The organism is Thermoanaerobaculia bacterium, assembly GCA_018057705.1.
GTDB lineage: Bacteria > Acidobacteriota > Thermoanaerobaculia > Multivoradales > JAGPDF01 > JAGPDF01.
In genome coordinates this window covers 1-21,261 of record JAGPDF010000016.1, presented here as the reverse complement: position 1 = coordinate 21,261, position 21,261 = coordinate 1, and the positions used below count along the sequence as shown (strand labels likewise).

Annotated in this window: 22 protein-coding genes and 1 tRNA gene; 13 read left to right on the top strand and 10 right to left on the bottom strand. The window is 69.7% G+C overall.

What is annotated here, in order from left to right; genetic code table 11:
• Positions 1 to 94 precede the first annotated feature (94 nt).
• From KBI44_07375 to KBI44_07355, 5 genes are all read right to left on the bottom strand, one after another.
• Positions 95 to 169, bottom strand: a tRNA-Gln gene (locus KBI44_07375).
• 45 nt (positions 170 to 214) lie between these two features.
• On the bottom strand, positions 215 to 634 hold the full coding sequence (spoVG, locus tag KBI44_07370) for a septation regulator SpoVG (protein ID MBP9144287.1): 420 nt from the start codon (positions 632 to 634) through the stop codon (positions 215 to 217).
• 1 nt (position 635) lies between these two features.
• Positions 636 to 1,547 carry a 4-(cytidine 5'-diphospho)-2-C-methyl-D-erythritol kinase gene (gene ispE, locus KBI44_07365; GenBank protein MBP9144286.1) on the bottom strand — a complete coding sequence of 304 codons (912 nt, stop codon included), beginning with the start codon at positions 1,545 to 1,547 and terminating at the stop codon, positions 636 to 638.
• The gene (locus KBI44_07360; GenBank protein MBP9144285.1) at positions 1,534 to 2,178 is read right to left on the bottom strand and encodes a hypothetical protein; all 645 of its coding nucleotides are present in this window, start codon (positions 2,176 to 2,178) and stop codon (positions 1,534 to 1,536) included. The genes ispE and KBI44_07360 overlap by 14 nt, the downstream gene beginning before the upstream one ends.
• 136 nt (positions 2,179 to 2,314) lie before the next feature.
• Positions 2,315 to 4,201, bottom strand: coding sequence for a tetratricopeptide repeat protein (locus KBI44_07355; protein MBP9144284.1), 1,887 nt, complete (start codon positions 4,199 to 4,201; stop codon positions 2,315 to 2,317).
• A gap of 109 nt (positions 4,202 to 4,310) precedes the next feature.
• Between KBI44_07355 and KBI44_07350 the strand changes: the two genes are divergently transcribed.
• The 3 genes from KBI44_07350 to KBI44_07340 all read left to right on the top strand — a co-directional run bounded on the left by KBI44_07350 (position 4,311) and on the right by KBI44_07340 (position 7,200).
• Positions 4,311 to 5,819 (top strand): hypothetical protein, encoded by a 1,509-nt coding sequence (locus KBI44_07350; protein MBP9144283.1) that lies wholly within the window; start codon positions 4,311 to 4,313, stop codon positions 5,817 to 5,819.
• Positions 5,820 to 5,907: 88 nt separating this feature from the next.
• Positions 5,908 to 6,174 (top strand): integration host factor subunit beta, encoded by a 267-nt coding sequence (locus KBI44_07345; GenBank protein MBP9144282.1) that lies wholly within the window; start codon positions 5,908 to 5,910, stop codon positions 6,172 to 6,174.
• A 132-nt stretch (positions 6,175 to 6,306) separates the two neighbouring features.
• Positions 6,307 to 7,200, top strand: coding sequence for a site-2 protease family protein (locus tag KBI44_07340; GenBank protein ID MBP9144281.1), 894 nt, complete (start codon positions 6,307 to 6,309; stop codon positions 7,198 to 7,200).
• Between the two features lie 12 nt (positions 7,201 to 7,212).
• On the opposite strand, the gene dtd is transcribed toward KBI44_07340, so the two are convergent.
• On the bottom strand, positions 7,213 to 7,650 hold the full coding sequence (gene dtd, locus KBI44_07335; protein ID MBP9144280.1) for a D-tyrosyl-tRNA(Tyr) deacylase: 438 nt from the start codon (positions 7,648 to 7,650) through the stop codon (positions 7,213 to 7,215).
• A 90-nt stretch (positions 7,651 to 7,740) separates the two neighbouring features.
• Here dtd and KBI44_07330 point away from each other — a divergent pair, with 90 nt between their 5' ends.
• Positions 7,741 to 8,178: a single-stranded DNA-binding protein gene (locus tag KBI44_07330; GenBank protein ID MBP9144279.1), complete on the top strand. Its 438-nt coding sequence runs from the start codon at positions 7,741 to 7,743 to the stop codon at positions 8,176 to 8,178.
• On the opposite strand, the gene nagZ is transcribed toward KBI44_07330, so the two are convergent.
• Both nagZ and mutS read right to left on the bottom strand, forming a co-directional pair.
• The gene (nagZ, locus tag KBI44_07325; protein ID MBP9144278.1) at positions 8,175 to 9,227 is read right to left on the bottom strand and encodes a beta-N-acetylhexosaminidase; all 1,053 of its coding nucleotides are present in this window, start codon (positions 9,225 to 9,227) and stop codon (positions 8,175 to 8,177) included. The two genes, KBI44_07330 and nagZ, sit on opposite strands and share 4 nt — an antisense overlap.
• A complete protein-coding gene (gene mutS / locus KBI44_07320) occupies positions 9,224 to 11,878 on the bottom strand; it encodes a DNA mismatch repair protein MutS (protein MBP9144277.1) in 2,655 nt (884 codons plus the stop codon). Before mutS ends, nagZ begins: the two co-directional genes overlap by 4 nt.
• Positions 11,879 to 11,924: 46 nt before the next feature.
• On the opposite strand from mutS, the gene tsaB reads away from it, so the two are divergent.
• The 9 genes from tsaB to KBI44_07275 all read left to right on the top strand — a co-directional run bounded on the left by tsaB (position 11,925) and on the right by KBI44_07275 (position 19,671).
• Positions 11,925 to 12,605, top strand: coding sequence for a tRNA (adenosine(37)-N6)-threonylcarbamoyltransferase complex dimerization subunit type 1 TsaB (gene tsaB, locus KBI44_07315; protein ID MBP9144276.1), 681 nt, complete (start codon positions 11,925 to 11,927; stop codon positions 12,603 to 12,605).
• Positions 12,602 to 13,123, top strand: coding sequence for a ribosomal protein S18-alanine N-acetyltransferase (gene rimI, locus KBI44_07310; GenBank protein MBP9144275.1), 522 nt, complete (start codon positions 12,602 to 12,604; stop codon positions 13,121 to 13,123). The genes tsaB and rimI overlap by 4 nt, the downstream gene beginning before the upstream one ends.
• 65 nt (positions 13,124 to 13,188) lie before the next feature.
• Positions 13,189 to 13,422 (top strand): DUF465 domain-containing protein, encoded by a 234-nt coding sequence (locus KBI44_07305; GenBank protein ID MBP9144274.1) that lies wholly within the window; start codon positions 13,189 to 13,191, stop codon positions 13,420 to 13,422.
• Positions 13,423 to 13,465: 43 nt separating this feature from the next.
• Positions 13,466 to 14,164, top strand: coding sequence for a phosphatidylserine decarboxylase family protein (locus KBI44_07300; GenBank protein MBP9144273.1), 699 nt, complete (start codon positions 13,466 to 13,468; stop codon positions 14,162 to 14,164).
• Between the two features lie 4 nt (positions 14,165 to 14,168).
• A complete protein-coding gene (gene pssA / locus KBI44_07295; protein MBP9144272.1) occupies positions 14,169 to 14,945 on the top strand; it encodes a CDP-diacylglycerol--serine O-phosphatidyltransferase in 777 nt (258 codons plus the stop codon).
• Positions 14,942 to 15,901, top strand: a complete 960-nt coding sequence (locus KBI44_07290) for a hypothetical protein (protein MBP9144271.1) — start codon at positions 14,942 to 14,944, stop codon at positions 15,899 to 15,901. The genes pssA and KBI44_07290 overlap by 4 nt, the downstream gene beginning before the upstream one ends.
• A 211-nt stretch (positions 15,902 to 16,112) precedes the next feature.
• Positions 16,113 to 17,069, top strand: a complete 957-nt coding sequence (gene trxB, locus KBI44_07285) for a thioredoxin-disulfide reductase (protein ID MBP9144270.1) — start codon at positions 16,113 to 16,115, stop codon at positions 17,067 to 17,069.
• Positions 17,066 to 18,562, top strand: a complete 1,497-nt coding sequence (locus tag KBI44_07280; GenBank protein MBP9144269.1) for a magnesium chelatase — start codon at positions 17,066 to 17,068, stop codon at positions 18,560 to 18,562. The genes trxB and KBI44_07280 overlap by 4 nt, the downstream gene beginning before the upstream one ends.
• 20 nt (positions 18,563 to 18,582) lie before the next feature.
• The gene (locus tag KBI44_07275) at positions 18,583 to 19,671 is read left to right on the top strand and encodes a VWA domain-containing protein (GenBank protein MBP9144268.1); all 1,089 of its coding nucleotides are present in this window, start codon (positions 18,583 to 18,585) and stop codon (positions 19,669 to 19,671) included.
• A gap of 101 nt (positions 19,672 to 19,772) precedes the next feature.
• Here KBI44_07275 and KBI44_07270 read toward each other — a convergent pair whose 3' ends face one another.
• Complete coding sequence (locus KBI44_07270; GenBank protein MBP9144267.1) at positions 19,773 to 20,792, bottom strand: hypothetical protein; 1,020 nt, start codon at positions 20,790 to 20,792, stop codon at positions 19,773 to 19,775.
• Positions 20,793 to 20,884: 92 nt separating this feature from the next.
• A partial coding sequence (locus KBI44_07265; protein MBP9144266.1) for a peptidase M48 occupies positions 20,885 to 21,261 on the bottom strand: 377 nt, incomplete at its 5' end.

The window sequence follows — 21,261 nt, the reverse complement described above, 5'->3', positions numbered from 1 at the left end:
TCTCGGAGTCAATGTCTCAAGGTCCTGAATCGTCGCCGCTATCTCTGGCACTGCCGACTGCCACGCTCGTCCGCGAGTCCTGCACGGCCATATCTGGTTGGGGCGGGAGGATTCGAACCTCCGAATGCGAGATCCAAAGTCTCGTGCCTTACCGCTTGGCGACGCCCCACGATCTGCATGCCGGCCACGCTTGCCGGCAACTCTATCTCCCTGCTCAGGACACTTCCCAGAAAGAGTCTCCGAACTGCAGCCGCTCGACCTCTTCGAGCGACCTCTCGCCGATTCCCTTCCCCAGTTGAGGCTGTCCCGCCGCCTCCCCGGGTCGAGTGCCGGCCTCGGGCGAGAGCGGCGACGAGATCGACGCCCCCTCGCAGACCGTTCCGTCCAGATTGGCCTGGTAGACACCGAGGATCCTCTCCTCCACCCACTTGCGGGTCTCGGAATTCAGGGGATGCGCGACGTCCTTGAACTCACCGCTCTTGCGCTTGCGGCTCGGCATGCTGACGAACAGGCCATCCTTTCCCTGGATGACCTTGATGTCGTTGACCATGAAGCACCGGTCGAAAACGATCGAGACGAAGGCGCGGACCTTTTCGTCACGCGCGGGATAGACCCGGACGTCGGTGATCTCCACGTCAACTCCCTCCCGACAGAGCGTCCAGCCCACTCCGGCGTCGCCATTCTTCCCGACTCAATGTCTTGACGGCCAACCAGATCGAATCGCTTTCGAGCCGATGCCCGGCAGCTTCTCCCGATGCCCGATCAGCGAACTGCGCGAAGATCGTCGAGCCGCTTCCGGACAGGCGAACCGCCTGCGCCCCCGATTCGGAGAGCCGATTATACACGGCGCCGACCGCCGGGTAGAGCGCGAGACAGGTCGGCTCGAGATCGTTCCACCCCACGAGCGGCCGCCAGGGCGCCGGAAGACGGGCGGATTCCGCCTCGGTCGGTCGCCGCTCAGCCGGCGACGGATCGATGCGGTGGGCCGAGAAGACCTCCCGCGTGGAGACCTGCACCGGTGGCACCGCCAGCCAGAGCTCGAGAGGAGGGGCCGGATCGGGCAGGCGCTCGATTCGTTCGCCGCGCCCGGTCCCGAGCCCCGTGCCGCCATGCAGGAAGAACGGCACGTCGGAGCCCAGGCCGGCGGCGACCTCCTCGAGGGCCGCCAGGCCAGGGTTCCGGCCCAGGAGCGCGCAGAGTCCCAGCAGGACCGTGGCGGCGTTCGAGCTCCCGCCACCGAGCCCGCCGCCGATCGGGATGCGCTTCCCGAGCCGGATCCGCACGCTCTCGCCCCGCTCCCCCCAGTGGGCCAGAAAACGATCCGCCGCCCGCCAGGCGAGGTTCGACTCGTCGGCCGGGAGGCCGGCGGAACCGGTGCCGGCGACCTCGAGCTCGATTCTGGGACCGCCGGCCCGGCCCGGAAAGAGGTCGATCTCGTCGGCCAGATCGATGGTCTGAAAGATCGTGCGCAACTCGTGGAAGCCGTCCTCGCGGCGCTGCAGCACCTCGAGGTGAAGATTCAGTTTCGCGAAGCTAAGGAATCGCATTTCCGGGGCACTCGATCTCCCGGGAGCTCGCGGCGAGCTCTGCGGGCAGCAGTGCGAAGGGGCTCCTCTCCTGTTCCGGCGACAGAGGAAGGGGTCCCTGGGCGGTCATTCGCCAGCGCACCTGAACCGAAGGACGTCGCACGGAGAGCAGCGACTCGGAGGCGAGCCGCTTGTACCAGACCGCGGGGATTCCCTCTTCCCACAGCGTCCAGCTGGCCCATCCGAGCGCTCCGCGTTCCCCGGTGATCCGCTGACCGGCCGGGACCATCGGCGCCGCGGACGCCTCCACCGACTCTGCGCCAGATGCCGCCACCTCGGACGCCGTCGGCCACTCGCCGATCAGGAGTCCAGGGAAGTCCGCGAGCTGAATCTTCGGAACCCACTGCGTGGCGCGCAGCGGGAGCCGGGCGTCGAGCCGGCAGAACCGGCCTCCTTGCGGATCGAGCCAGACGGCTTCGTCGTGGTCGCGGCGGATCTCCCAACGTGGCTGCCCGAGCGCGTCCGAGGCCACCAGGGTGAAGCTCCCCCCGGCGAAGCGGCGCAACAGGAGCTTCAGGCTCCCCGAGCCCTCTTCGCCCGAGACCTCGGCGCGAAACAGCCACTGCCCGGCGGCTGAAGTCCCGCCGTCCACCTGCGCGGCGGGCGGGACGGCCGCCGGCGCAGCGGCAGCCTGGGAGCCGGAGGCGCGGCCGCCGGGCCCGCCGGAGGCGCAGCCCGCAGCCGCGAGGGCAAGCAGGACGAGAGCGCGAGAGATGCCGTTTCGCAGGCTAGGAGTTCCCGACCAGACCTGCCAGCTTGGCTGCGAGGCCGGCGGTATCTTCCGGCGCCAGGGCCAGCGCCCGCCGGTAGGCATCGCGGGCACGCTCGCGGGCGCCCAGGGCGAGCAGGGCATCCCCCAGGTGCTCGAGCACCGTCGAGTCGTTCGGCAGCAGCCGGACGGCGCGTTCCAGCGCCTCGCAGGCCTCGGCGAACCTCCCGAGCCGGTAGAGCCCCCAGCCGAGGGAATCGACGTAGGCGCCGTTGTTGGCGTCGATCTGCAACGCCCGACGCACCAGCGCGAGGCCCTGCTCGATTTCGGCACCGCGATCGATCCACATGTAGCCCAGGTAGTTGAGGGCCGGCGCATGCTCCGGATCGCTGGCGATCAGCGTCTCGAAGAGCCCTGCCGACTCGTCGAACCGCCCGCTGCGCTCGAGGGCGGTCGCCTTGCGGAAGCGCAGGTCGCTCGACTCCGGCGAGGCCGCCAGTGCTCTCTCGATCAGGGGCAGCGCCTGCGCGAATCGTTCCAGCCGCTCTTCGGCCGCCGCGAGCTCGAGCCCAGCCTCGAGGGATCCGCTCTCCAGCTGCTGCCGCCATCGCGCCGCCGAGGGCGCGTCCCCGGCCCGCACGGCAAGCTCGTAGCGCTTGGCGACGGCGGGCGAGGAGTCCGCGGCGCCGAGCACCGCCAGCGCAGGACCGAGACCGCGGCGCTCGTACTCGAGATCGGCCACCAGCAGACGGACCTGCATGAGGATCTCGGGATCGACCGGCGGCTCGGCTTCGAACAGCTTTGCGGCCATCTCCACGGCGAGATCCGTGCGGTCGTTGCGCGACGCGAGCAGCACCGCGCTCGCCTGCACCAGCTGGGCCTCTCCCAGTCGTCCGGCGGCCTGCAGTGCCACCTGTCTGCGGGCCATTGCGGCCAGCGCCTCTTCGATGCGGCCCAGGCGCTCGAGCGCCCGCACCGCGAGGAGGTTCAGCTGATCGTTCAGCGGCGTGCGTTCCGCCACGTCGCCGATGAGCTCGAGCACGCTCGTCCAGCGTCCGTCCGCCTGCTCGATCGTCGCCAGTAGTGCCCGGGCAGCGCTGTTGTCCGGAAACTCGGCGACCAGGCCACGGGCGACGAGGCCGGCGCTCGGCAGATCGCCGTCGAGATAGAGCTCCACCGCCCGCCGCCGGCGCAGCTCAGGTGACGGCTGCTGGGATTCGGGCGCTTCGGCGAGCAGGGCCGCCGCTTCGAAGTGGAGTCCCCGGTTCGACAACAGCTCCGCGAGCTCCAGCCGGCTGTCGAGACGATCGGGTTGGGCTGCGAGCATCGAACGCAGAATCGACTCCGCCGCCTGGGAATCACCGGCCTCGACGAGCGCCCGCGCCCGCAGCGCCTCGATCATCGGCTGCCCGGGGCGCAGCCCGGAAGCCCGGGTCAACACCTCGACGGCGCGCTGCGGCGAGCTCTCCCCGAGGTAGATCTGGCCCAGGGCAACGAGACTCTCGAGGTCGTCGGGTTCGGCGAGCAGAACCCCCTCGAAGGCCAGGCGGGCTTCGATGCGCGCGGCAGGATTGCGGTCCGCGAGGTTCATGGCGATGCGCGCCTGGATGCGCTGCACCTCGGGATCGGACGGCGCGAACTGACGCGCGATCCGCGCCTCGACCGCCGCCTCTTCGAACCGCCCGCCCCGCGCCAGCACGCTGGCGTACTCGAGGTGGACCCAGGGATCTTCGGGGGCGAGGGCGGCCGCCTCGGCGAAGGCGGCGAGCGCCGCTTCGCTCTCGCCATCCGCCAGCAGGGCGCCTCCGAGGAGAAAGGGATACGCAGCGGCCGAGTCCGGAAGCTGCCCCGCGCCCACCGGGACGACGCCGAGCGCCAGACTGGCCAGCAGGACGGAAACTCTCATGCCGCACACACCGGAATCATAGCTGGACTGGCACTTTTCCCGCCGGCCCCAACCTGATATCTTGCCAGCCGATAGAAGTCTCTTTTGATTCTTACAATTAGGAGGTTCGTTGCGCACTGCCGCACTCCGCCTGGGTGAGCTTCTCGAGCAGCGTGGCCAGATCACGCGGGACCAGCTCCTGCGCGCGCTGCGCAATCAGAAGGTCGTCGGGGGGCGTCTCGGAACCTGTCTGCTCGAGATCGAAGCGGTGAGCGAAGAGGAGCTCTGCAGCGCCCTCGCGCAGCAGCAGGGCGCCCCGTGTGCGACACCGGAGGAACTTCGGGGGATCCCCGACGACGTCCTGGCGCTGTTGCCGTCCAAAGTCGCCCGCCGCTGTCACGCCATCGCCTTCCAGGCCAGCTCGACCCAGGTGAAGGTGGCGCTCATCGATGCCCGCGATCTGGCCGCCCAGGACGAGATCTCCTTCGTCGTGGGCAAGCGGATTCGCTGGTACGTGGCTCTCGAGCTCCGGTTGATGGAAGCGCTCGAGAAGCACCATGGCGAGGAGTGCCCGGCACGCATGGCGAAGCTGCTCGACAAGATGAACCGGTCGCGCTTCCTCTGGGCGCGGGACACCTCGGCTGTCGCATCGGAGGAAGCCGCCGGCCGGTCTGGGGACCAGTTGCAGTGGGATTCGCGGATCGCGGGCGACGCCGCCGCGGAGGTCCCCCCGGGCCCGGCTGCCGCCCCGGCCATCGGGAAATCGGCCGCCAAGCCCGCCGGAAGGTCCGACGGTGCGGGTCCGATCTCGCCCGAGCTGCCGCAGTTCCAGCACCAGTCCCTCGACCTGCCGCTGCTCGCCCCCATGGCGCCCGCGCCCTCCGCCGTACCGCCCCCGCCGCCGCCTGCTGCGTTGCCTCCGGCGCCGGCGCCATCGCCAACCGCCGCGCCGCCAGCGCCACCCCCTGCGCCCCCCCGGCCGGCGACAGCGAAACCGGCCCGGGCTCCGAAGAACGCCGCCGCGGCTGCCGCTCCTCCACCGCCTGCGATCGCCGCGTCTCCACCGCCGGCGGCATCGCCGGCTGCCGTCGCTCCCGCGGCGCCTGTGGCTCCGCCACGGCCCGCCGCTCATCGTCGCTTCACGGTCGAAGAGACCGAGAAGCGCCTCCTGCAAACCCGCGAACGCGACGACGTCGCGCGCGCCATCCTCGATTTCGCGGCCGGCGTCACGCCACGCGCGGTGCTCTTCGTGGTGCGCAGACAGGAGATCGCCGGCTGGCTCGGGTCAGGAGAGGGGATCGATGCGGGGAAACTCGCAGCGCTGCGTCTCGATCTCGCCCAGCCGTCGCTCTTCGCGGGACTGCGCGAGGCCGGCGCCTACTTCCGCGGACCGCTCTCGCCCCTGCCGGCGCACGCCCTGCTGGCCGCTTGTTTCGCGGCACCGGCGCTCAGCAAGGACGTTCTGGTGTTGCCGGTCAAGGTCAAGGAGCGTCTCGTCGCGGCGCTTCTCGTCGAGCCGCGATCGACGACCGGAGTCGAGCTCTCCGCCGGCGACCTCTCCGATCTGCAGCGTGTCGTCGCGAAGGCCGAGATCGCCTTCGAGCTCTGCATCATGCAATCGAAGCTGCGCAAGGCATGACAGCGGAAGAGGATTCCGCGACCGGCCCGCCGTTCGCGTTGACTCTCCCGGCGGTTGCGGCTAGATTCCCCGAAAGGCAAAGCGGACGATGATCAAGGCGGACATTGTGATGAAGGTCTCGGACGTCTCCAACGTGCCGAGGATGAAGGCCGTCCAGGCGGTCGACACGATCATCGATGCGATGAAGGAAGCCCTTTGCGACGGCCGGCGGATCGAGCTGCGCGGTTTCGGCGTCTTTCAGGTGCGAGACCGCAAGAAGGGCGTCGGCCGCAATCCGAAGACCGGTGTCGAGGTGGCCATCACCCCCGGCCGTACCGTGCGCTTCAAGCCCGGCAAAGACCTCAAGAACCTCTGATCCGGCCCGGCCTTGCCGGACTCCATTCCACCGCCGGATCTGTCTCTCCTCCCGGGACCGCTGACCCCGGGGCGGCAGCTCTCGGCAGGGAAACCGCTTCGAGGACAAGCACGGCAGTTTCAGCTGGCTCTCTTGCTCTTCGTCTGCACCTTCTTCACCTGCGTGACCGCCGGCGGCGTATTTCTCCTCGGCGCGCGTACCGACATCATCACGGATCTCCTGCCTTTCCTGCTGCCCGACACCATCGCGCGTGTCTGGACCGATCCGAAGCTCCTCGGATGGGGTCTGGCCTACGCCCTGCCGGTCATGGCCATCCTCCTCGCCCACGAGCTCGGGCATTACATCGCCTGCCGGAGATACGGGCTGCCGGTGAGTCCGCCGTACTTCCTGCCATCGCCCTTCCTCATCGGCACCTTCGGCGCCTTCATCCGGATCCGCACCACCCTCCGCAACAAGCGCGAGCTGTTCGATGTCGGCGTGGCCGGTCCGATCGCGGGCTTTCTCGTCCTCGTGCCGATCCTGGTCTACGGAGTGGCGCACTCCGTCCCGACACGCATCATCCGGCTTTCTGCCAGCTCCGAGGCGATGGCACTCACGTTGCCTGGCAACAACCTCCTGTACCGGGGCCTGGTTCTGTGGTTCCACGGTGACCTGCCGGGGGACATGATCCTCAATCCCCATCCCTTCGTCCTCGCCGCCTGGGTCGGATGTTTCGCGACCATGCTGAACCTCTTGCCGCTGGCGCAGTTGGACGGTGGACACCTGCTCTACGCCGTCGCCGGACGTCGACAGGAACGCATGACGCCGTTCCTCTTCGCCATCCTCGTCGCTGGCGGCTTCCTGTGGCTGGGATGGTTTCTCTGGGCGGCGATCGTCCTGTGGCTGGGCCTGCGCCATCCGCCGGTGGTGGACGAGGCGCAGCCATTGGGCCGACGTCGCCGGTGGCTGGCGATCGCGGCGCTGGCGATCTTCCTGCTCTGTTTCATGCCGGTGCCGATCTCGACGATCGCCATCGGGCTCCCCTGATCTAGCCCGGGCTCAGAAGTCGAGCACCAGCGTCACCGGACCGTCGTTCACGAGCTCGACCTGCATGTGCGCGCCAAAGCGCCCGGTCGCGACGGCGAAACCGGCCTCCCGCAGGGCACCGACGAAGAGCTCGACCAGCGGCTCGGCCACGTCGCCCGGTGCCGCGCCCTCGAAGGACGGCCGGCGGCCCCGCGAGACGTCGGCGAGCAGGGTGAACTGCGAGACCACCAGGAGGGCACCGCCGACTCCGGCGAGGTCGAGGTTCATCCTGCCGGCCGCATCCTCGAAGAGTCGCAGGCCGGCGATCTTGCGTGCCGCCCGGGAGGCGACGGCAGCATCATCGCCGCGCGCGACGCAGACGAGAAGCAGGCAGCCGGCGCCGATGCTCGCGACCTCGCGGCCGTCGACGACGACGGCTGCCCGGCTGACGCGTTGCAAGACGATACGCACGAAATACGTCCTATCTCGGTAGAAAGGAATTCGGTGAGTGACCGCGATGCGTATGATACCGTCCCGGCCACGCCGAGAGGGAGCACAACCATGGTCAACAAAGTGATGCTGGTAGGAAATCTGGGGCGCGACCCCGAGATGCGTGCACTGCCGGGCGGCCAGCAGGTGGCCAGTTTCTCGCTCGCCACGTCGCGCCGCTACAAGGACAGGGACGGCAACCGCAAGGACGAGACCGAGTGGCACAACATCGTCGTCTACGGCAAGCAGGCGGAGATCGCCGGCCAGTACCTGACCAAGGGCAAGATGGTCTTCGTCGAAGGCCGTATCCAGACCCGGTCCTGGGACGACAAGGAGCGCGAAGGCAAGAAGATCTACAAGACCGAGATCATCTGCGAGAATTTCCAGATGCTCGGCTCCAAGGGTGACAGTGGCGGCGGCGGCGGCCGGGACGCCGGCGGGAGCGCCCCTGCGGGCGGCGGGCATGACGGCGGTCCCGGCGACTTCCAGGACGACGACATCCCGTTCTAACGCAGGCCGGGACCCGGCTGCCGGCGCGCGACGTCGGCGGCCAGGCTCTCGAACCGGCGGCGCAGCTGGGCGAGGCCCGGCGCCGCCGGCGCCTTCTTCTTCCATACAGCGAGCCGCGAGCGCAGACGCGCCAGCCGGCGCTGCGCCTCGTCGAGCCGCGGACGCAGCGCCCGCCGGCCCAGCGCCGCGGCGATCGCCGGCGCCTCCTCCACCCGGCGACAGAAGAGCAGCCCGTCACACCCGGCCCTGAGAGCCCGTTCGCCCAGCTCCGGCAGCGAGCCGAACTCGGCGAGAGCCCCCATCTCCAGATCGTCGCTGAACAGTGCGCCGCGGAAGCCCGCTCGGTTTCGGAGCAGCGTCGTCGCGATCGCCGGGCTGAGGCTTGCCGGCCGGACCTCGACATCCCATCCCGGGTAGATGGCGTGCCCGACCATCGCCGACTCGGCGCCTGAAAAAAGCTCGGTAAAGGGGGTCAGATCCCGCGCGAGGTCGGCTCGCGTCGCACGGATGTGGGCCCCCGAGAGATGGGTGTCGGCAGTCGCTCGCCCGAGGCCCGGAAAGTGCTTGATGCAGCCGCCGACGCCGGCTTCGTGCAGGCCCTGGAGGACTGCCTTCGCCCGCGCGATGACCGGACGCGGCGTGCTCCCGAAGGTGCGCTCGTCGAGGGCGTTGCCGGCGATGCCGTAATCGAGGTCCGCCACGGGAGCGAAGTCGAGGTCGAAGTCGAACTGGCGGAGAGCCTCGCCGAGCAGCCGGCCGGCGCGTCTGGCGGTCGCCGGTCGGCAGTGAGCGAGCGCCGAGGCCGCCGGAGCGGGAGCGACGACGCCGCGCAGGCGATCGACCCGTCCACCTTCGGCGTCGAGACAGAGGATTGCCTGCGGCACAGCGGCGCGCAACTCCCCCACCAGGTCGCGCAGCTCTTCCGCGCGGCCGATGTTGCGGGTGACGAGCACGATTCCCGCCGGTTGCACGCGCCGCAGGATCCGGCGTTCGGCGGCGGCGAGTGCCAGCCCTTCGACGCCCAGGAAGAGGACGCTGCCGCCGTTCACTTGAGACGCTCCTTCAGGCTGGCGAGAAGGTTGAGGGCGGCGAGCGGCGTGAGGCGCTCGACCTCGAGCTCGCGCAGGATGCCGGCGACGAGTTCGGCCGCCGGGGCGACCGCAGGCGCGGAAGCGGCGGGAGATGGCGGAGATGGCGGCGAGAACAGCGGCAGCTGGGCGACCTTGCGGTCGGCCGGCATCTCGCCGTGCGCCAGACGCGGTCGCCCCTCGGGATCGAACTCCTTCGCCTCGAGATTGGCGAGCACCTGCTGGGCGCGCTTCACCACCCCCTCCGGCAGGCCGGCGAGCTTCGCGACGTGAATGCCGTAGGACTTGTCGGCGCTCCCCGGAGCAACGCGGCGCAGGAAGACGATGCGGTCTTCCCACTCCTTCACCGCCATGGTGCGATTCACCACCCGGGGCAGAAGCTCGGCGAGCTCGGTGAGCTCGTGGTAGTGGGTGGCGAAAAGGGTGAGAGGGCGCACGCTTTCGTGCAGGTGCTCGACGATCGCCCAGGCGAGCGAGAGGCCGTCGAAGGTCGCGGTCCCCCGCCCGACTTCGTCGAGGATCACGAGACTGTGCGGCGTGGCGAAGCGCAGGATGTTCGAGGTTTCGATCATCTCGACCATGAAGGTCGACTCGCCGCGCGCCAGATCGTCCGATGCGCCGACTCGCGAGAAGATCCGGTCCACCACGCCGATCGCCGCGCGCCGGGCCGGCACGAAGCTGCCCGCCTGGGCCATCAGCACGAGGAGAGCCGACTGCCGCAGGTAGGTCGACTTGCCCCCCATGTTCGGTCCGGTCAGCAGGACGATCTGCGAGCTCCCGGGATCGAGCTCGAGGTCGTTGGGGACGAAGCTCTCGCCCAGGGCCACTTCGAGCACCGGATGGCGGCCGTCCGCGATCGCGAGACCGCTCCCGGCCGCCAGCATCTGCGGCCGCACGTAACCGCGCCGCGCCGCGACCTCGGCGAGCGCCGCCAGGGTGTCCACCGACGCGACCGCCTGTCCCAGCTTCTGCAGCCGGGTCGCATTGCCGGCGATGCCGGCAACCAACCCGGCGTAGAGCCGGCGTTCGATCGCCAGCCGCCGCTCTTCGGCGTGGAGAATCCGCTCCTCGAGCTCCTGCACCTCCGGAGTCACATAGCGCTCGGCGTTGGCGAGCGTCTGCCGGCGCACATAGTCGGCGGGCACCGCCGCCTGATTCGCTCGCGTGATCTCGATCGAGTAACCGAAGACACGGTTGTAGCGCACCTTCAGGGAGGAGATTCCGGTGCGCTTGCGCTCGCGCTCCTCGAGCTCCAGGATGTGGCGCTTGGCGTCCGCGGCGAGGGAGCGATACTGATCGAGCTCGGCGTCCACGCCGGCGGCGATGACCCTGCCGTCGTCGAGACTCCCCGCCGGCTCCTCTTCGAGTCCCTGCTTGAGGCCGGCGCACAGATCGGCGATCGGATCGACGGCGGCCGCAGCGGCGAGCAGGCGGCTGGGGAGCCCCTCGAGCTCCGCGAAGAGCGCTGGCACCGCGATCAGCGTGTCGCGCAGCAGAGCGGCCTCGCGCGGCGTGAGCGAACCGACGACGGCGCGGGTCGCCAGGCGCTCGAGATCGGCGATACGCGAGAGCGAGCTCCGCAGGCGGGCCAGCAGGGACGGATCGGAGCCGAAGGCGGCGACGCCGTCGTGCCGGTCGGCGATCTCCGGCAGCTCGCGCAGGGGGCGCCGCAGCCAGTCTCGCAGCAGGCGGCCACCCGGAGCCGTGACCGTGCGATCGAGCACGGTGAGCAGCGAGCTGCCGCGCTCGGCGTCGCGCTGCGTGCGCAAGACTTCGAGGTTGGCGAGCGTCGTGGCGTCGAGGACCAGCCGATCGGACGCCGCCCGTAGACGGATCTCGGTGACGTGATCGAGCCGGCTGCGCTGGGTGGACTGGGCATAGGCGAGGACCGCCGCCGCCGCACGCACCCCGGGCTCGCCGTCCTCGAGGCCGAAGCCGCGCAGCGTACCGACCCCGAACTGGCGGGCGAGCCGCTCCGACGCCTTCGCCGGCGATTCGAGGACGCCTTCGAGGGCCGTCCGGCAGGCGACATCGCGCTCCGCCCAGGCCCCGATCTCGGCCGGCAACTCCTCGGGGTCGCAAAGCAGCTCGCGCGGGCGCAGGACCTCGAGGTCGGCGACGGCTTCGAGCGGATCGCGCCAGCGGCGCAGGAAGAAGCTCCCTGTCGAGACGTCGAGGAAGGCGCCGGCACCTCCGGCCCCGGTCTGCCAGACGATCCCGCCGAGGAGGTTCTCCTCCTTGCTCTCGAGCAGAGCGAGCTCCGAGATCGTCCCCGGAGTGACGACGCGTGTCACTTCCCGGCGTACCAGCCCCTTGGCCTGCGCCGGGTCCTCCACCTGATCGCACACGGCGACCTTCAGCCCGAGCCGGATGAGCTTGCCGATGTACCCGGCCACCGCGTGGTGCGGCACGCCGCACATCGGGGCCTCGTTCGGCGTGCCCTTCTGGCGCGCGGTCAGGGTCAGATCGAGCAGCGGCGCGACCTTCAGCGCGTCTTCGAAGAAGAGCTCGTAGAAGTCGCCCATGCGATAGAACAGGATCGCGTCCGGATACTGGGCCTTGAGCTCCAGATAGTGCCGGAGCATCGGCGTCATCTCGACCCCTGGGCGCATGGACGGATGAGTATAGCCGCGACCGGTCGGGCTAGACTGCGTCGTCATGTCCCTTTGGCTCGCCTTCGACGCCGGCTCTCCGGTCACCAGCGCGGCGGTCGCCCGCGACGGCGCCCGGCTCGCCGAGAGCTCCGGCGAGAGCCGCTCCGGCCCGTCGCTCCTGCACCAGATCGACGCCAGTCTCCGGCGCGCCGCCATCGCGACGGCGGACCTCGACGGCATCGTCGTCCTCAGCGGACCGGGGAGCTTCACCGGGATCCGCGTAGCCCTCGCTACCGCGCTCGGATTCCGCGCCGGGCTCGCCGTGCCGGTCGTCGCGCTGTCGAATCTCGCCGCCCTGGCCATCGACGCCGCTGCGGGGAGCTCCGCGGCAGAGACCGCCTCGGCGCCCGGCGAGCGTGTCGTGGCGCTCGTCGACGCGCTGCGCGACGAGTGGTTCGTGCAGGAGTTCGAGCGCCGCGAAGGCGGCCTCGTGACGATCGCAGAACCCGCGCGGCAGGCTGTCGCGCAGATCGCTCCCCCTGCGGGGGCCCTGCTCGCCGCTCACGCGACCCAGCCGCTGCCAGCCCGATTCGCAGAGCCCCCTGTCCACCGCTTCCACCGTGCCAGCGCGCTCTGCGCCGCGGTGGCAGTGGCCGCTTCCGCCGGCACGATCGACGACCTCGTGTCCGCCGAGCTCCGGCCGCTCTACCTGCGAGGGTTCACGCCCCGCAATCCGGGTCGATGAACGACCGGAGCGGATCGGCCGCCCCGCGCGGCGGGCGCGCGGCGCAGGCACCGGTCCCTCTCCGGATCCGTGGCGCTTCGATCCGCGACCTCGACACCCTGGCGGCCCTGGAGGCCGGCGCCTTCGCCGAACCCTGGACGCCCGACCAGATCGCGCGCTTCTGGGAGGCCCCGGGGGCGCTCGGCTGGCTCGCCGAGTCGACGGCCGGCGACGCGGTCGGTTTCGCCCTCTTCCGGGAGGTCGCAGGCGAGGCCGAGCTCCTGCGGGTCGCAACCGCTCCGGCGTGGCGGCGCCGGCAGGTCGGCAGGAGCCTCCTGGCCGCCGCCCTGGCCGGGCTGGACCGGTCCGGCGTCCGCTGCCACCTCGAGGTACGGGCGGACAACCTGGCCGCACAGGCCCTCTACCAGGGGTTCGGTTTCGCCCTCGCTGGCCTTCGCAGGCGCTACTACCGCGACGACTGCGACGCCTGGCTCCTCGCCCGCGAGCCCGGCAGCCTCGGCGGTGAGCGGCGGTTGTAGGGCGCAAAAGCCGGGTGCTATCCTCGAACTCGACCGCTCCCAACGGGAGAAAGGAGTACGTCTCGATGCCGAACGCCGACGCCCTCAGACAAGAGTTCCTGCGCACCAGCGAGGCCTTCCGGCTCCTCCACGCCGAGCATCACGAGTGCGAGGAGCGCCTGGTTCAGATCGCCCAGCGGACCCTTCCGTCGCAGGAGGACGAGGCCGAGGAGAAGCGTCTCAAGATCCACAAGCTCGCGCTCAAGGACCGCATGGAGGCCATGCTGCGCGAACACCAGGAAAATCAGGTCCGGGTCTGAACCTGCGATCGCCATCCACGCTGCGCCCGCCGGCGGGCCGCGCGTGAGTTTCGCCAAGGAGGCCTGGGCATTCGTCCTGCCGCTGGTCGCGATCGCCGGTGCGCTGCTCTACTTCGAGCGCCGCACGGCCGCGATCGCAGTGGCGCTCGTGAGCCTCCTCGTGCTGCTGTTCTTCCGCGATCCCACCCGCCGGTTCGACGGCCCGGAGAGTCTCGTTCTCGCGCCAGCAGACGGACTCATCACCGCGGTGGACGAGGTCGTCGATCCGGAGATCGGTCCAGGTCCCTACCGCCGTGTCGTCACCTTTCTCTCGGTCTTCGACGTGCACGTGCAGCGCAGCCCGGTGGCGGGCGAGGTCGTCTTTTCCGGCCTGCTCAGAGGCCAGAAGCTCGCCGCCTTCCGCGCCGACGTCGGCGACAAGAACGAGCGCTACACCAACGTCTTCGAGCGCCCCAACGGCGATCGCGTCGGCGTGCGCCAGCTCGCCGGCCTGATCGCGCGGCGGGTGGTCTCCTACCTCGACAAGGGCGATCGCGTGCAGCGCGGCGAGCTCATGGGCGTCATCAAGTTCGGCTCGCGGGTCGACCTCTACGTCCCGGCTTCCTACGAGATCCTGGTCAAGAAGGGCGATCGCGTAAGGGTCGGCGAGACGCCGATGGCGAGCGATCGCGGCACCGGAACCCGCGCGGCGACGCCCCCCGCATCTCCGGCAGCCCCGCCGGTCGCCTCCGCCCCGCGATGAGACGATGAGCGACCGCGAATCTCGCCTGCTGCGCCACCGGCGGCGGGCCGCCTTCCTCCTGCCCAGCGTCTTCACGATCGGCAACATCTTCCTCGGCTTCTTCGCGGTCATCCTCGCGCTGCGCGGCCAGTTCGTCTGGGCGGCGGGCTGCATCCTCATCGCGGGCGTCGTCGACAACCTCGACGGCCGTATCGCCCGCATGACCGGCACCGAGACCGACTTCGGCCGCGAGTTCGACTCGCTGGCCGATGTCATCACCTTCGGCGCCACTCCGGCTCTGGTGGCCCACCTCTGGGGGCTGTCCATCTGGAGCCGCCTCGGCTGGCTCGTGCCGCTCTACTTCGTCGTCTGCTGCGCCACGCGCCTGGCGCGCTTCAACGTGCAGACGGTGCGCGCCGACAAGCGCTTCTTCGTCGGCCTGCCCTGCCCGGCCGCGGCCGGCGGCATCGCCTGCATCCTCCTGGTGATGCCGCAGGTCGACGGACGGCGCTGGCTGCTCGTCGCCATGGCGGTGGCGCTCGGGCTCCTCGGCAGCCTCATGGTCTCGACGTTCCGCTACTGGAGCTTCAAGTCGCTCGACTTCCGGCAGCCGCACAGCTACCGCATGGCGCTCCCGCTCGCGGCGATGATCCTGCTGCTCGCCTTCTATCCGGAGGCCTTCCTGCCGGTCATGGCGCTCGCCTACGCCCTCTCGGGACCCGTGCTCTGGCTCCTGAGCCGCCTCGGCATCGGACGACCGACCCTGCCGCCATCCCCGCCGGTTTCGGAGGGTCACGCTTGAGCCGCATCGCGCTGGTGCATTCGGTTTCGCTGGCAGGCAAGGAGATCGCCGAGCGCCTCGCCCAACGACCCGGCCTCTGCACGGACCTTCGCCTGTTCGCGCTCGACGAGTCGATGGTCGGCACACTGACCGAAGGGCTCGACGGCGCGGCCTTCGTCGCCCGGGTCGAAGAGGACTGCTTCGAGGGTGTCGATCTCGCCATCTTCTGCGGCGAGATCGAGCTCGACCGCCGGGCGATGGCGCTGCTTCCCCCCGGCGGTCGAGCCATCGTCGCCTCGCACGGCGCCACCACGGCCGACGCCCTACCCGCAGTCGCCGGGGTCGAGGAGTTCTCCTGGCTGGGGCAGGACCGCCTCCTCGCGCCGGCCGCCGCCGCCGTCGGCCTGACGCAGCTGCTCGCGCCGCTGCGCGCTTTCGGGCTGCGCCGCGCCGTCGCGACGGCAATGTTGCCGGCTTCGGAGCTCGGCACCGCCGGCATCGACGCACTCTTCGAAGAGAGCCGCGCCCTGTTGGCGATGGCGAAACCGGCGAAGCCGGTCCATTTCCCGGCCCAGATGGCCTTCAATCTCCTCCCCTCGACGATCCCGGGCGCGGAGATCGCGCGCCAGACCGAAGTCGCCCTCGGCCTCGAGAACAGGGTCGCGGTGCAGACGGCGCAGGCCGGCGTCTTCCACGCCGTGACCCTGAGCCTCTACGTGGAGCTCGACCAACCCACCGACGCCGCCGCGCTGCGCAAGCTTCTGGGCCGCAGCGGAGCCGGAGCGCTCGCCAAACGACCCCTGGCGCTCGGTCCCGTGCAGGCTGCCGGCGAAGAAGAGCTGCTCATCGGCGAAATCCAGGAAGCCGGCGGGAACTCCTTCTTTATCTGGGCGACGATCGACAACCTGACGGTCGGCTGCGCCGGTAACGTCGTCCGCCTCGCCGAGAAGCTCCTCCGTCCGGGCTCGACCTCCTGATTCCGGCTGTGCTGCTTTCGGGCGCCGGACCGGACGGGCGGGCCACCGCCGCTGGCGTCAGCCTCCCGGCTGCCCGGAAATGAACCCCGCCCCGCCGTTGTTATAGTCGCAGCGTCACGACGGCGTTGCCGCAGCGCTGCTGGTGTTGCGCCCCTCGCGTCCGGACAGCCTCGAATCGCGTAGATCCCACTGAAAGGAGCTCTTCGGTCGCATGACGAACGCAGCGCCGTCCCCAGACAGTCACTTTCGCGTCGCCATCCTCGGATCCGGTCCTGCCGGTCTGACAGCGGCGCTCTATGCCGCCCGCGCCGGTCTCGAGCCGATGGTCTTCGAAGGCAACCAGCCCGGCGGCCAGCTCACCATCACCACCGAAGTGGAGAACTTTCCCGGCTTCCCGCACGGCATCCAGGGCCCCGAGTTGATCGATCAGATGCGCGAGCAGGCCCGGCGCTTCGGCGCCAGGGTCAAGTTCGAGATGGTGTCGAAGGTGGACCTCTCGGCGCGCCCGTTCCGCTTCCAGAGCGACGACCAGAGCTACTCCGCCGACGCGCTCATCCTGTCCACCGGAGCGAGCGCGAAGCTCCTCGGCCTGCCTTCGGAGAGCGAGCTCATGGGATATGGCGTCTCGGCCTGCGCCACCTGTGACGGGTTCTTCTTCAAGGGCAAGGAGGTCGCGGTGATCGGCGGTGGCGACACCGCGCTCGAGGAGGCGACGTACCTCACGCGTTTCGCTTCCAAGGTCACCGTGGTGCACCGGCGGCGCGAGTTCCGGGCCTCGAAGATCATGCTGGAACGCGCCCAGGCCAATCCCAAGATCGCCTGGATCCTGGACTCCGAGGTCGTCGAGATTCTGGGGGGCCGCGACGAGGGTGTGCGAGGCCTCCGGCTGCGCAACCGGGTGACCGGCGCCGAATCGGAGTTCGCGACCCAGGGGCTGTTCGTGGCCATCGGTCACCAGCCCAACACGCAGATCTTCGCTGGGCAGTTGCCGACGAATCCGGCGGGCTATCTGCTGATCGAGGAACCGACCACCCGCACCAGCGTCGCGGGGGTCTTCGCCTGCGGCGACGTGACCGACCCGCTCTATCGCCAGGCGGTGACCGCGGCCGGCAGCGGCTGCAAGGCGGCGATCGACGCCGAACGATGGTTGGAGGCACAGCACGGATGACGACGCTCGCGAAGACCCTGGGAGAGCTCAAGCGCACCGCCTACCGCTCGCAGACGGTGCGGGCCGAGATCCGCGCCAACCTGCGACGCAAGCTGGCGGCGAAACAGGAGCTGTTTCCCGGCATCGTCGGTTACGACCGCACGGTCATTCCGTCGATCGCCAACGCGCTGCTCGCGGGTCATGACTTCATCCTCCTCGGCCTCCGGGGCCAGGCGAAGTCGCGCCTCCTCCGCCAGCTCACCACGCTCCTCGATCCACAGATCCCGGTGCTCGCAGGCAGCGAGGTGAACGACGACCCGCTGGCCCCGATCTCGACCTGGGGTGCGCGCCGGATCGCCGAGGCCGGCGACGACGCGCCGGTCGAATGGCTCGGACCCGAAGCCCGCTACAGCGAGAAGACAGCGACTCCGGACGTCTCGATCGCCGATCTCCTGGGCGACATCGATCCGATCAAGGCGGCGACGCGGCGGCTCACCTATGCCGACCCGGAGGTCATCCACTTCGGGATCATCCCGCGCACCAATCGCGGCATCTTCGCCATCAACGAGCTCCCCGATCTCGCGCCGCGCATCCAGGTGGGCCTGCTGAACCTGCTCGAGGAGCGCGACCTGCAGATTCGCGGCTTTCCCGTGCGTCTCGCCCTCGATATGTTGTTCGCCTTCTCCGCCAACCCGGAGGACTACACGAACCGCGGCTCGATCATCACGCCGCTGCGCGACCGCATCGCCTCGCAGATCCTCACCCACTATCCCCCGAGCGCCGCGCTCGCCGCACGGATCACCGCCCAGGAGGCCTGGACGGAGCGCGGCGACGCACCGATCGTGATCACCGACGAATCCCGCCTCCTCATCGAAGAGATATCGATCGCGGCGCGCGACAGCGAGCTCGTCGACCAGACCTCGGGCGTCTCGGCGCGCGTGGCCATCTCGGCGATCGAGCTGCTGGCTTCGAATCTCGAGCGGCGGGCCCTCACGACCGGCGATCATCCGGTCTATCCCCGGCTCTGCGACCTGCCGCCGCTTCTGCCGGCGCTCACCGGCAAGCTCGAGATGGTCTACGAGGGCGAGCAGCAGGGGCCCGAGGTCGTGGCGCGAAAGCTCATCGGCATGGCCGTGAGGAAGCTCTTCGAGGGCCGTTTCCCGGAGCTCGAGCGCGACGTTCCCGCGAACCCCGACGAGCCGGGTCCCTACGCTCCGATCCTCACCTGGTTCGCCGCCGGCAACGCCGTGACGCTGTCGGACGAGATGCCGTTCGCCGAGTACGCGGCGGAGCTCGCCCGCGTCCCGGGCCTGGAGGCGCTCGCCGCGCCCCTGGGCGGCGCGCCCGAGCAGCGTGCCTTCTGGTCGGAGCTCGTCCTCGACGGCCTCCACCAGAGCGTGAAATTGGCCCGCCACGACCTCGACAGCACCGTGAGCTACAAGGAGCTATTGAAGTTCCAGCTCGTCAAGCCGCCGCGGCGCGGACCGCGGCGCGGCACCGGCGAGATCAACTAGCCGCACCCTCGCGTCCGGGCATGCGCCACCGCTACTTCCATCTCGATCCCGACCTGCTGCGCCAGATGCTGGCGGGGATCGACCTCACGCGCCTCTTCAACCAGCTGTTGCTCGCCTCCGCGGGCGACCCGGAGGAGGCCATGGAGTGGATGCGCTACCTTCAGGAGCAGGGCTATATCGACGAGTCGGTCGACCTCGACGCCTTCTTCGCCGAGCTCGAGAAGCAGCGTCTGATCGAACGCGACGAGGAAGGCGGACTGGTGCTGTCGGGAGCCGGCGAGCGCCATATCCGCAAGAGCGCCTTCGAGCAGATCTTTTCCGGCCTCGCCAAGGGGACTCCCGGCTACCACTCGATCCGCGCCAGCGGCGAGGGGGTCGAGACGCTGCCCGAAACGAAACCGTACGCCTTCGGCGACGACCTCGCGCGGATCGACTCGGTGCGCTCGCTCGCCAACGCCCTGAAGCGCACCCAGGGCGAGCTCGAGCTCGCGGAAGAGGATCTCGAGGTCCTCGAGACCGAGCACATGACCGCCTGCGCCACCGTGGTCGCAATCGACATCAGTCATTCGATGATCCTCTACGGCGAGGACCGGATCACGCCGGCGAAGACCGTGGCGCTGGCGCTGACCGAGCTCATCACGACGAAGTATCCGAAGGACCATCTGTCGGTGATCACCTTCGGCGACCGCGCCGAGCGCATCGCGATCCGCGACCTCCCCTACCTCGAGGCCGGTCCGTTCCACACCAACACACGCGAGGCGCTGCAGCTCGCGCGCGGCCTCCTGACCCGGCAGAAGCAGCCCAACAAGCAGATCATCCTGATTACCGACGGCAAGCCGTCGGCGATCACCGAGGATGGCGGGGTCTACAAGAACCCGTTCGGGCTCGACCTGCGGATCGTCAACCTGACGCTCGAGGAGGCCGACCTCTGCCGGCGGCAGAAGATCGTGATCACCACCTTCATGATCGCCACTGACGGCTTCCTGCAGCAGTTCGTCGACCAGTTGACGAAGGTCAACCGCGGCCGCGCCTATTTCGCCTCGCCCGACAACCTCGGCGAGTTCCTCCTCGCCGACTACATCCGCAATCGCCGCAGCCGCGTCCGCTGACGCGGAAATTCGTGACAGTTACCTGATTTCTCTCGGCTTCCAGCCGAGCGAATGTCACCGCCCTCGCGGGCGAAAAGAGGTAACTGTCACGAATTTCGCTGTCACGAGTTTCCGCCCGTCCAGAAGTCGTCGGCCGAGCCGTCGTCGAAGCCGGAGAGGAACTGCAGGTTGGCCTGCACGAAGCGCAGGATCTCCGGCTCGGTCATCTCGACCTCCACCAGCTGTCCGTTGCCATCGAGCACCGCCGTGCCCGCTCCGAGGATCACCTCGTAGCGGCTCCCCACCGCGACGTCGGCGCGGGTCGGAATGGAGACTGCGAGGAACGGCCCCGGCAGCAGCGTGTTGAGGTCGTCGCCGGTGGAGTGGAAGGTCACGCGCACGACGCCGGGGGCGGGTTCCTCCACTGCGTCGATGACGGCCGCGCCGTAGGCCGGGTGGATCGAGGCCGTCGCCGGACCGTCTGCGAACCCGGGCTCGAAGAGGATCTCGATGGTGCCCGAGGCGATCTCACCCAGGATCTCGGTCCCGGCACCGATCACCGCCGTCGCGCCGGGCACCGCGTGGTCGGCTTCCGCCTCGAGACTGACGTCGGCGTCGAAGTCATCGACCCGCAGGCGCCCCTTCTCGGTGAAGTAAGGCACCGGCTGACCGTCGGCCGCGTCGAGATCGAGCGCATCGGGATCGACCCGGAGAATGAACCGGCGGTCGAGCTCGAGCGCCGGGTCGAGGGCGTAGCGCACGATCACCAGCGGGCCGAAAGAGGAGTTCACCGTGCCGCTGGCCGAAGAAAAGGTCACCTCGGTGCGAAGGGTGAGGGGATCGAAGGTCGCATTGGCGACGGCGTCGCCCGCACCGGAGAGGACCTCGACGCCGAGCAGCGCCGTATACGGACTTCCCGGCAGGCCGTCCTTGTCCTGCATCTCGATGGCGATGGCGCCCGCCGCGAGGTTGAGCGCGGCGGTCGAGCGCACGACGACCGAGGCCTCGGTGGCGCCTTCGCGTACCCGCGTCTCGTCGATCACGAGACCGAGGACACCGGTCTGGCCGTAGGCCGTCGCGGCGCCAACGAGCCACAGCAGGGCGAGGGCAGGAATGGAACGAAGGCGGCATTGAAGGTGCATGGTCTCTCCTGTCGAGCTGGGGGCGCAGGGCCCGTTCACAGGTTGAGACAGCCGCCAGCGCTCTTCGGAACAGGCGCCGGGCAGGCTTGGGGCTACGGAGCGTCGCCGAAATTGCGGCCGACGATGCGCTTCAGCAGAGTACCCGCGGCAAGGAGGCGGGCGGGGTCCTCCACCCCGTTGACCAGGGCGACTGTCGCCTCTGGCGCCGTGCTCGGGAAGCGGGCGAGAAACTGGTCGAAGCTCATCGCCTCAGGCAGCTCGACGACGTCGATCCTCTGGGGCTGCGCGGCGAGGCGGGCGGGGTCGGTGAGCGGCGCGAAGCTCGCGAGGGTCGCGTCGATGGCGCCGGCGACTTCCGGCCAGCGCTCGGCAACCGCCAGGCCGTAGAGCGCGAAGACCTTGCCGCCGAGCTCGACGAAGTGCGCGCGGCCCGGCAGGGATCCGCCCTGCGAACGGGTGACGGCGAAGT

Bases quoted from the DNA above. Each gene is read 5' to 3' on its own strand.
- KBI44_07305 (MBP9144274.1), top strand. From the start codon at position 13,189: ATGCCGAACGCCGACGCCCTCAGACAAGAGTTCCTGCGCACCAGCGAG.
- KBI44_07345 (MBP9144282.1), top strand. From the start codon at position 5,908: ATGATCAAGGCGGACATTGTGATGAAGGTCTCGGACGTCTCCAACGTG.
- tsaB (MBP9144276.1), top strand. From the start codon at position 11,925: ATGTCCCTTTGGCTCGCCTTCGACGCCGGCTCTCCGGTCACCAGCGCG.
- KBI44_07275 (MBP9144268.1), top strand. From the start codon at position 18,583: ATGCGCCACCGCTACTTCCATCTCGATCCCGACCTGCTGCGCCAGATG.
- KBI44_07270 (MBP9144267.1), bottom strand. From the start codon at position 20,792: ATGCACCTTCAATGCCGCCTTCGTTCCATTCCTGCCCTCGCCCTGCTG.
- rimI (MBP9144275.1), top strand. From the start codon at position 12,602: ATGAACGACCGGAGCGGATCGGCCGCCCCGCGCGGCGGGCGCGCGGCG.
- mutS (MBP9144277.1), bottom strand. From the start codon at position 11,878: ATGCGCCCAGGGGTCGAGATGACGCCGATGCTCCGGCACTATCTGGAG.
- KBI44_07330 (MBP9144279.1), top strand. From the start codon at position 7,741: ATGGTCAACAAAGTGATGCTGGTAGGAAATCTGGGGCGCGACCCCGAG.
- KBI44_07280 (MBP9144269.1), top strand. From the start codon at position 17,066: ATGACGACGCTCGCGAAGACCCTGGGAGAGCTCAAGCGCACCGCCTAC.
- KBI44_07355 (MBP9144284.1), bottom strand. From the start codon at position 4,201: ATGAGAGTTTCCGTCCTGCTGGCCAGTCTGGCGCTCGGCGTCGTCCCG.
- pssA (MBP9144272.1), top strand. From the start codon at position 14,169: ATGAGCGACCGCGAATCTCGCCTGCTGCGCCACCGGCGGCGGGCCGCC.
- ispE (MBP9144286.1), bottom strand. From the start codon at position 1,547: ATGCGATTCCTTAGCTTCGCGAAACTGAATCTTCACCTCGAGGTGCTG.
- trxB (MBP9144270.1), top strand. From the start codon at position 16,113: ATGACGAACGCAGCGCCGTCCCCAGACAGTCACTTTCGCGTCGCCATC.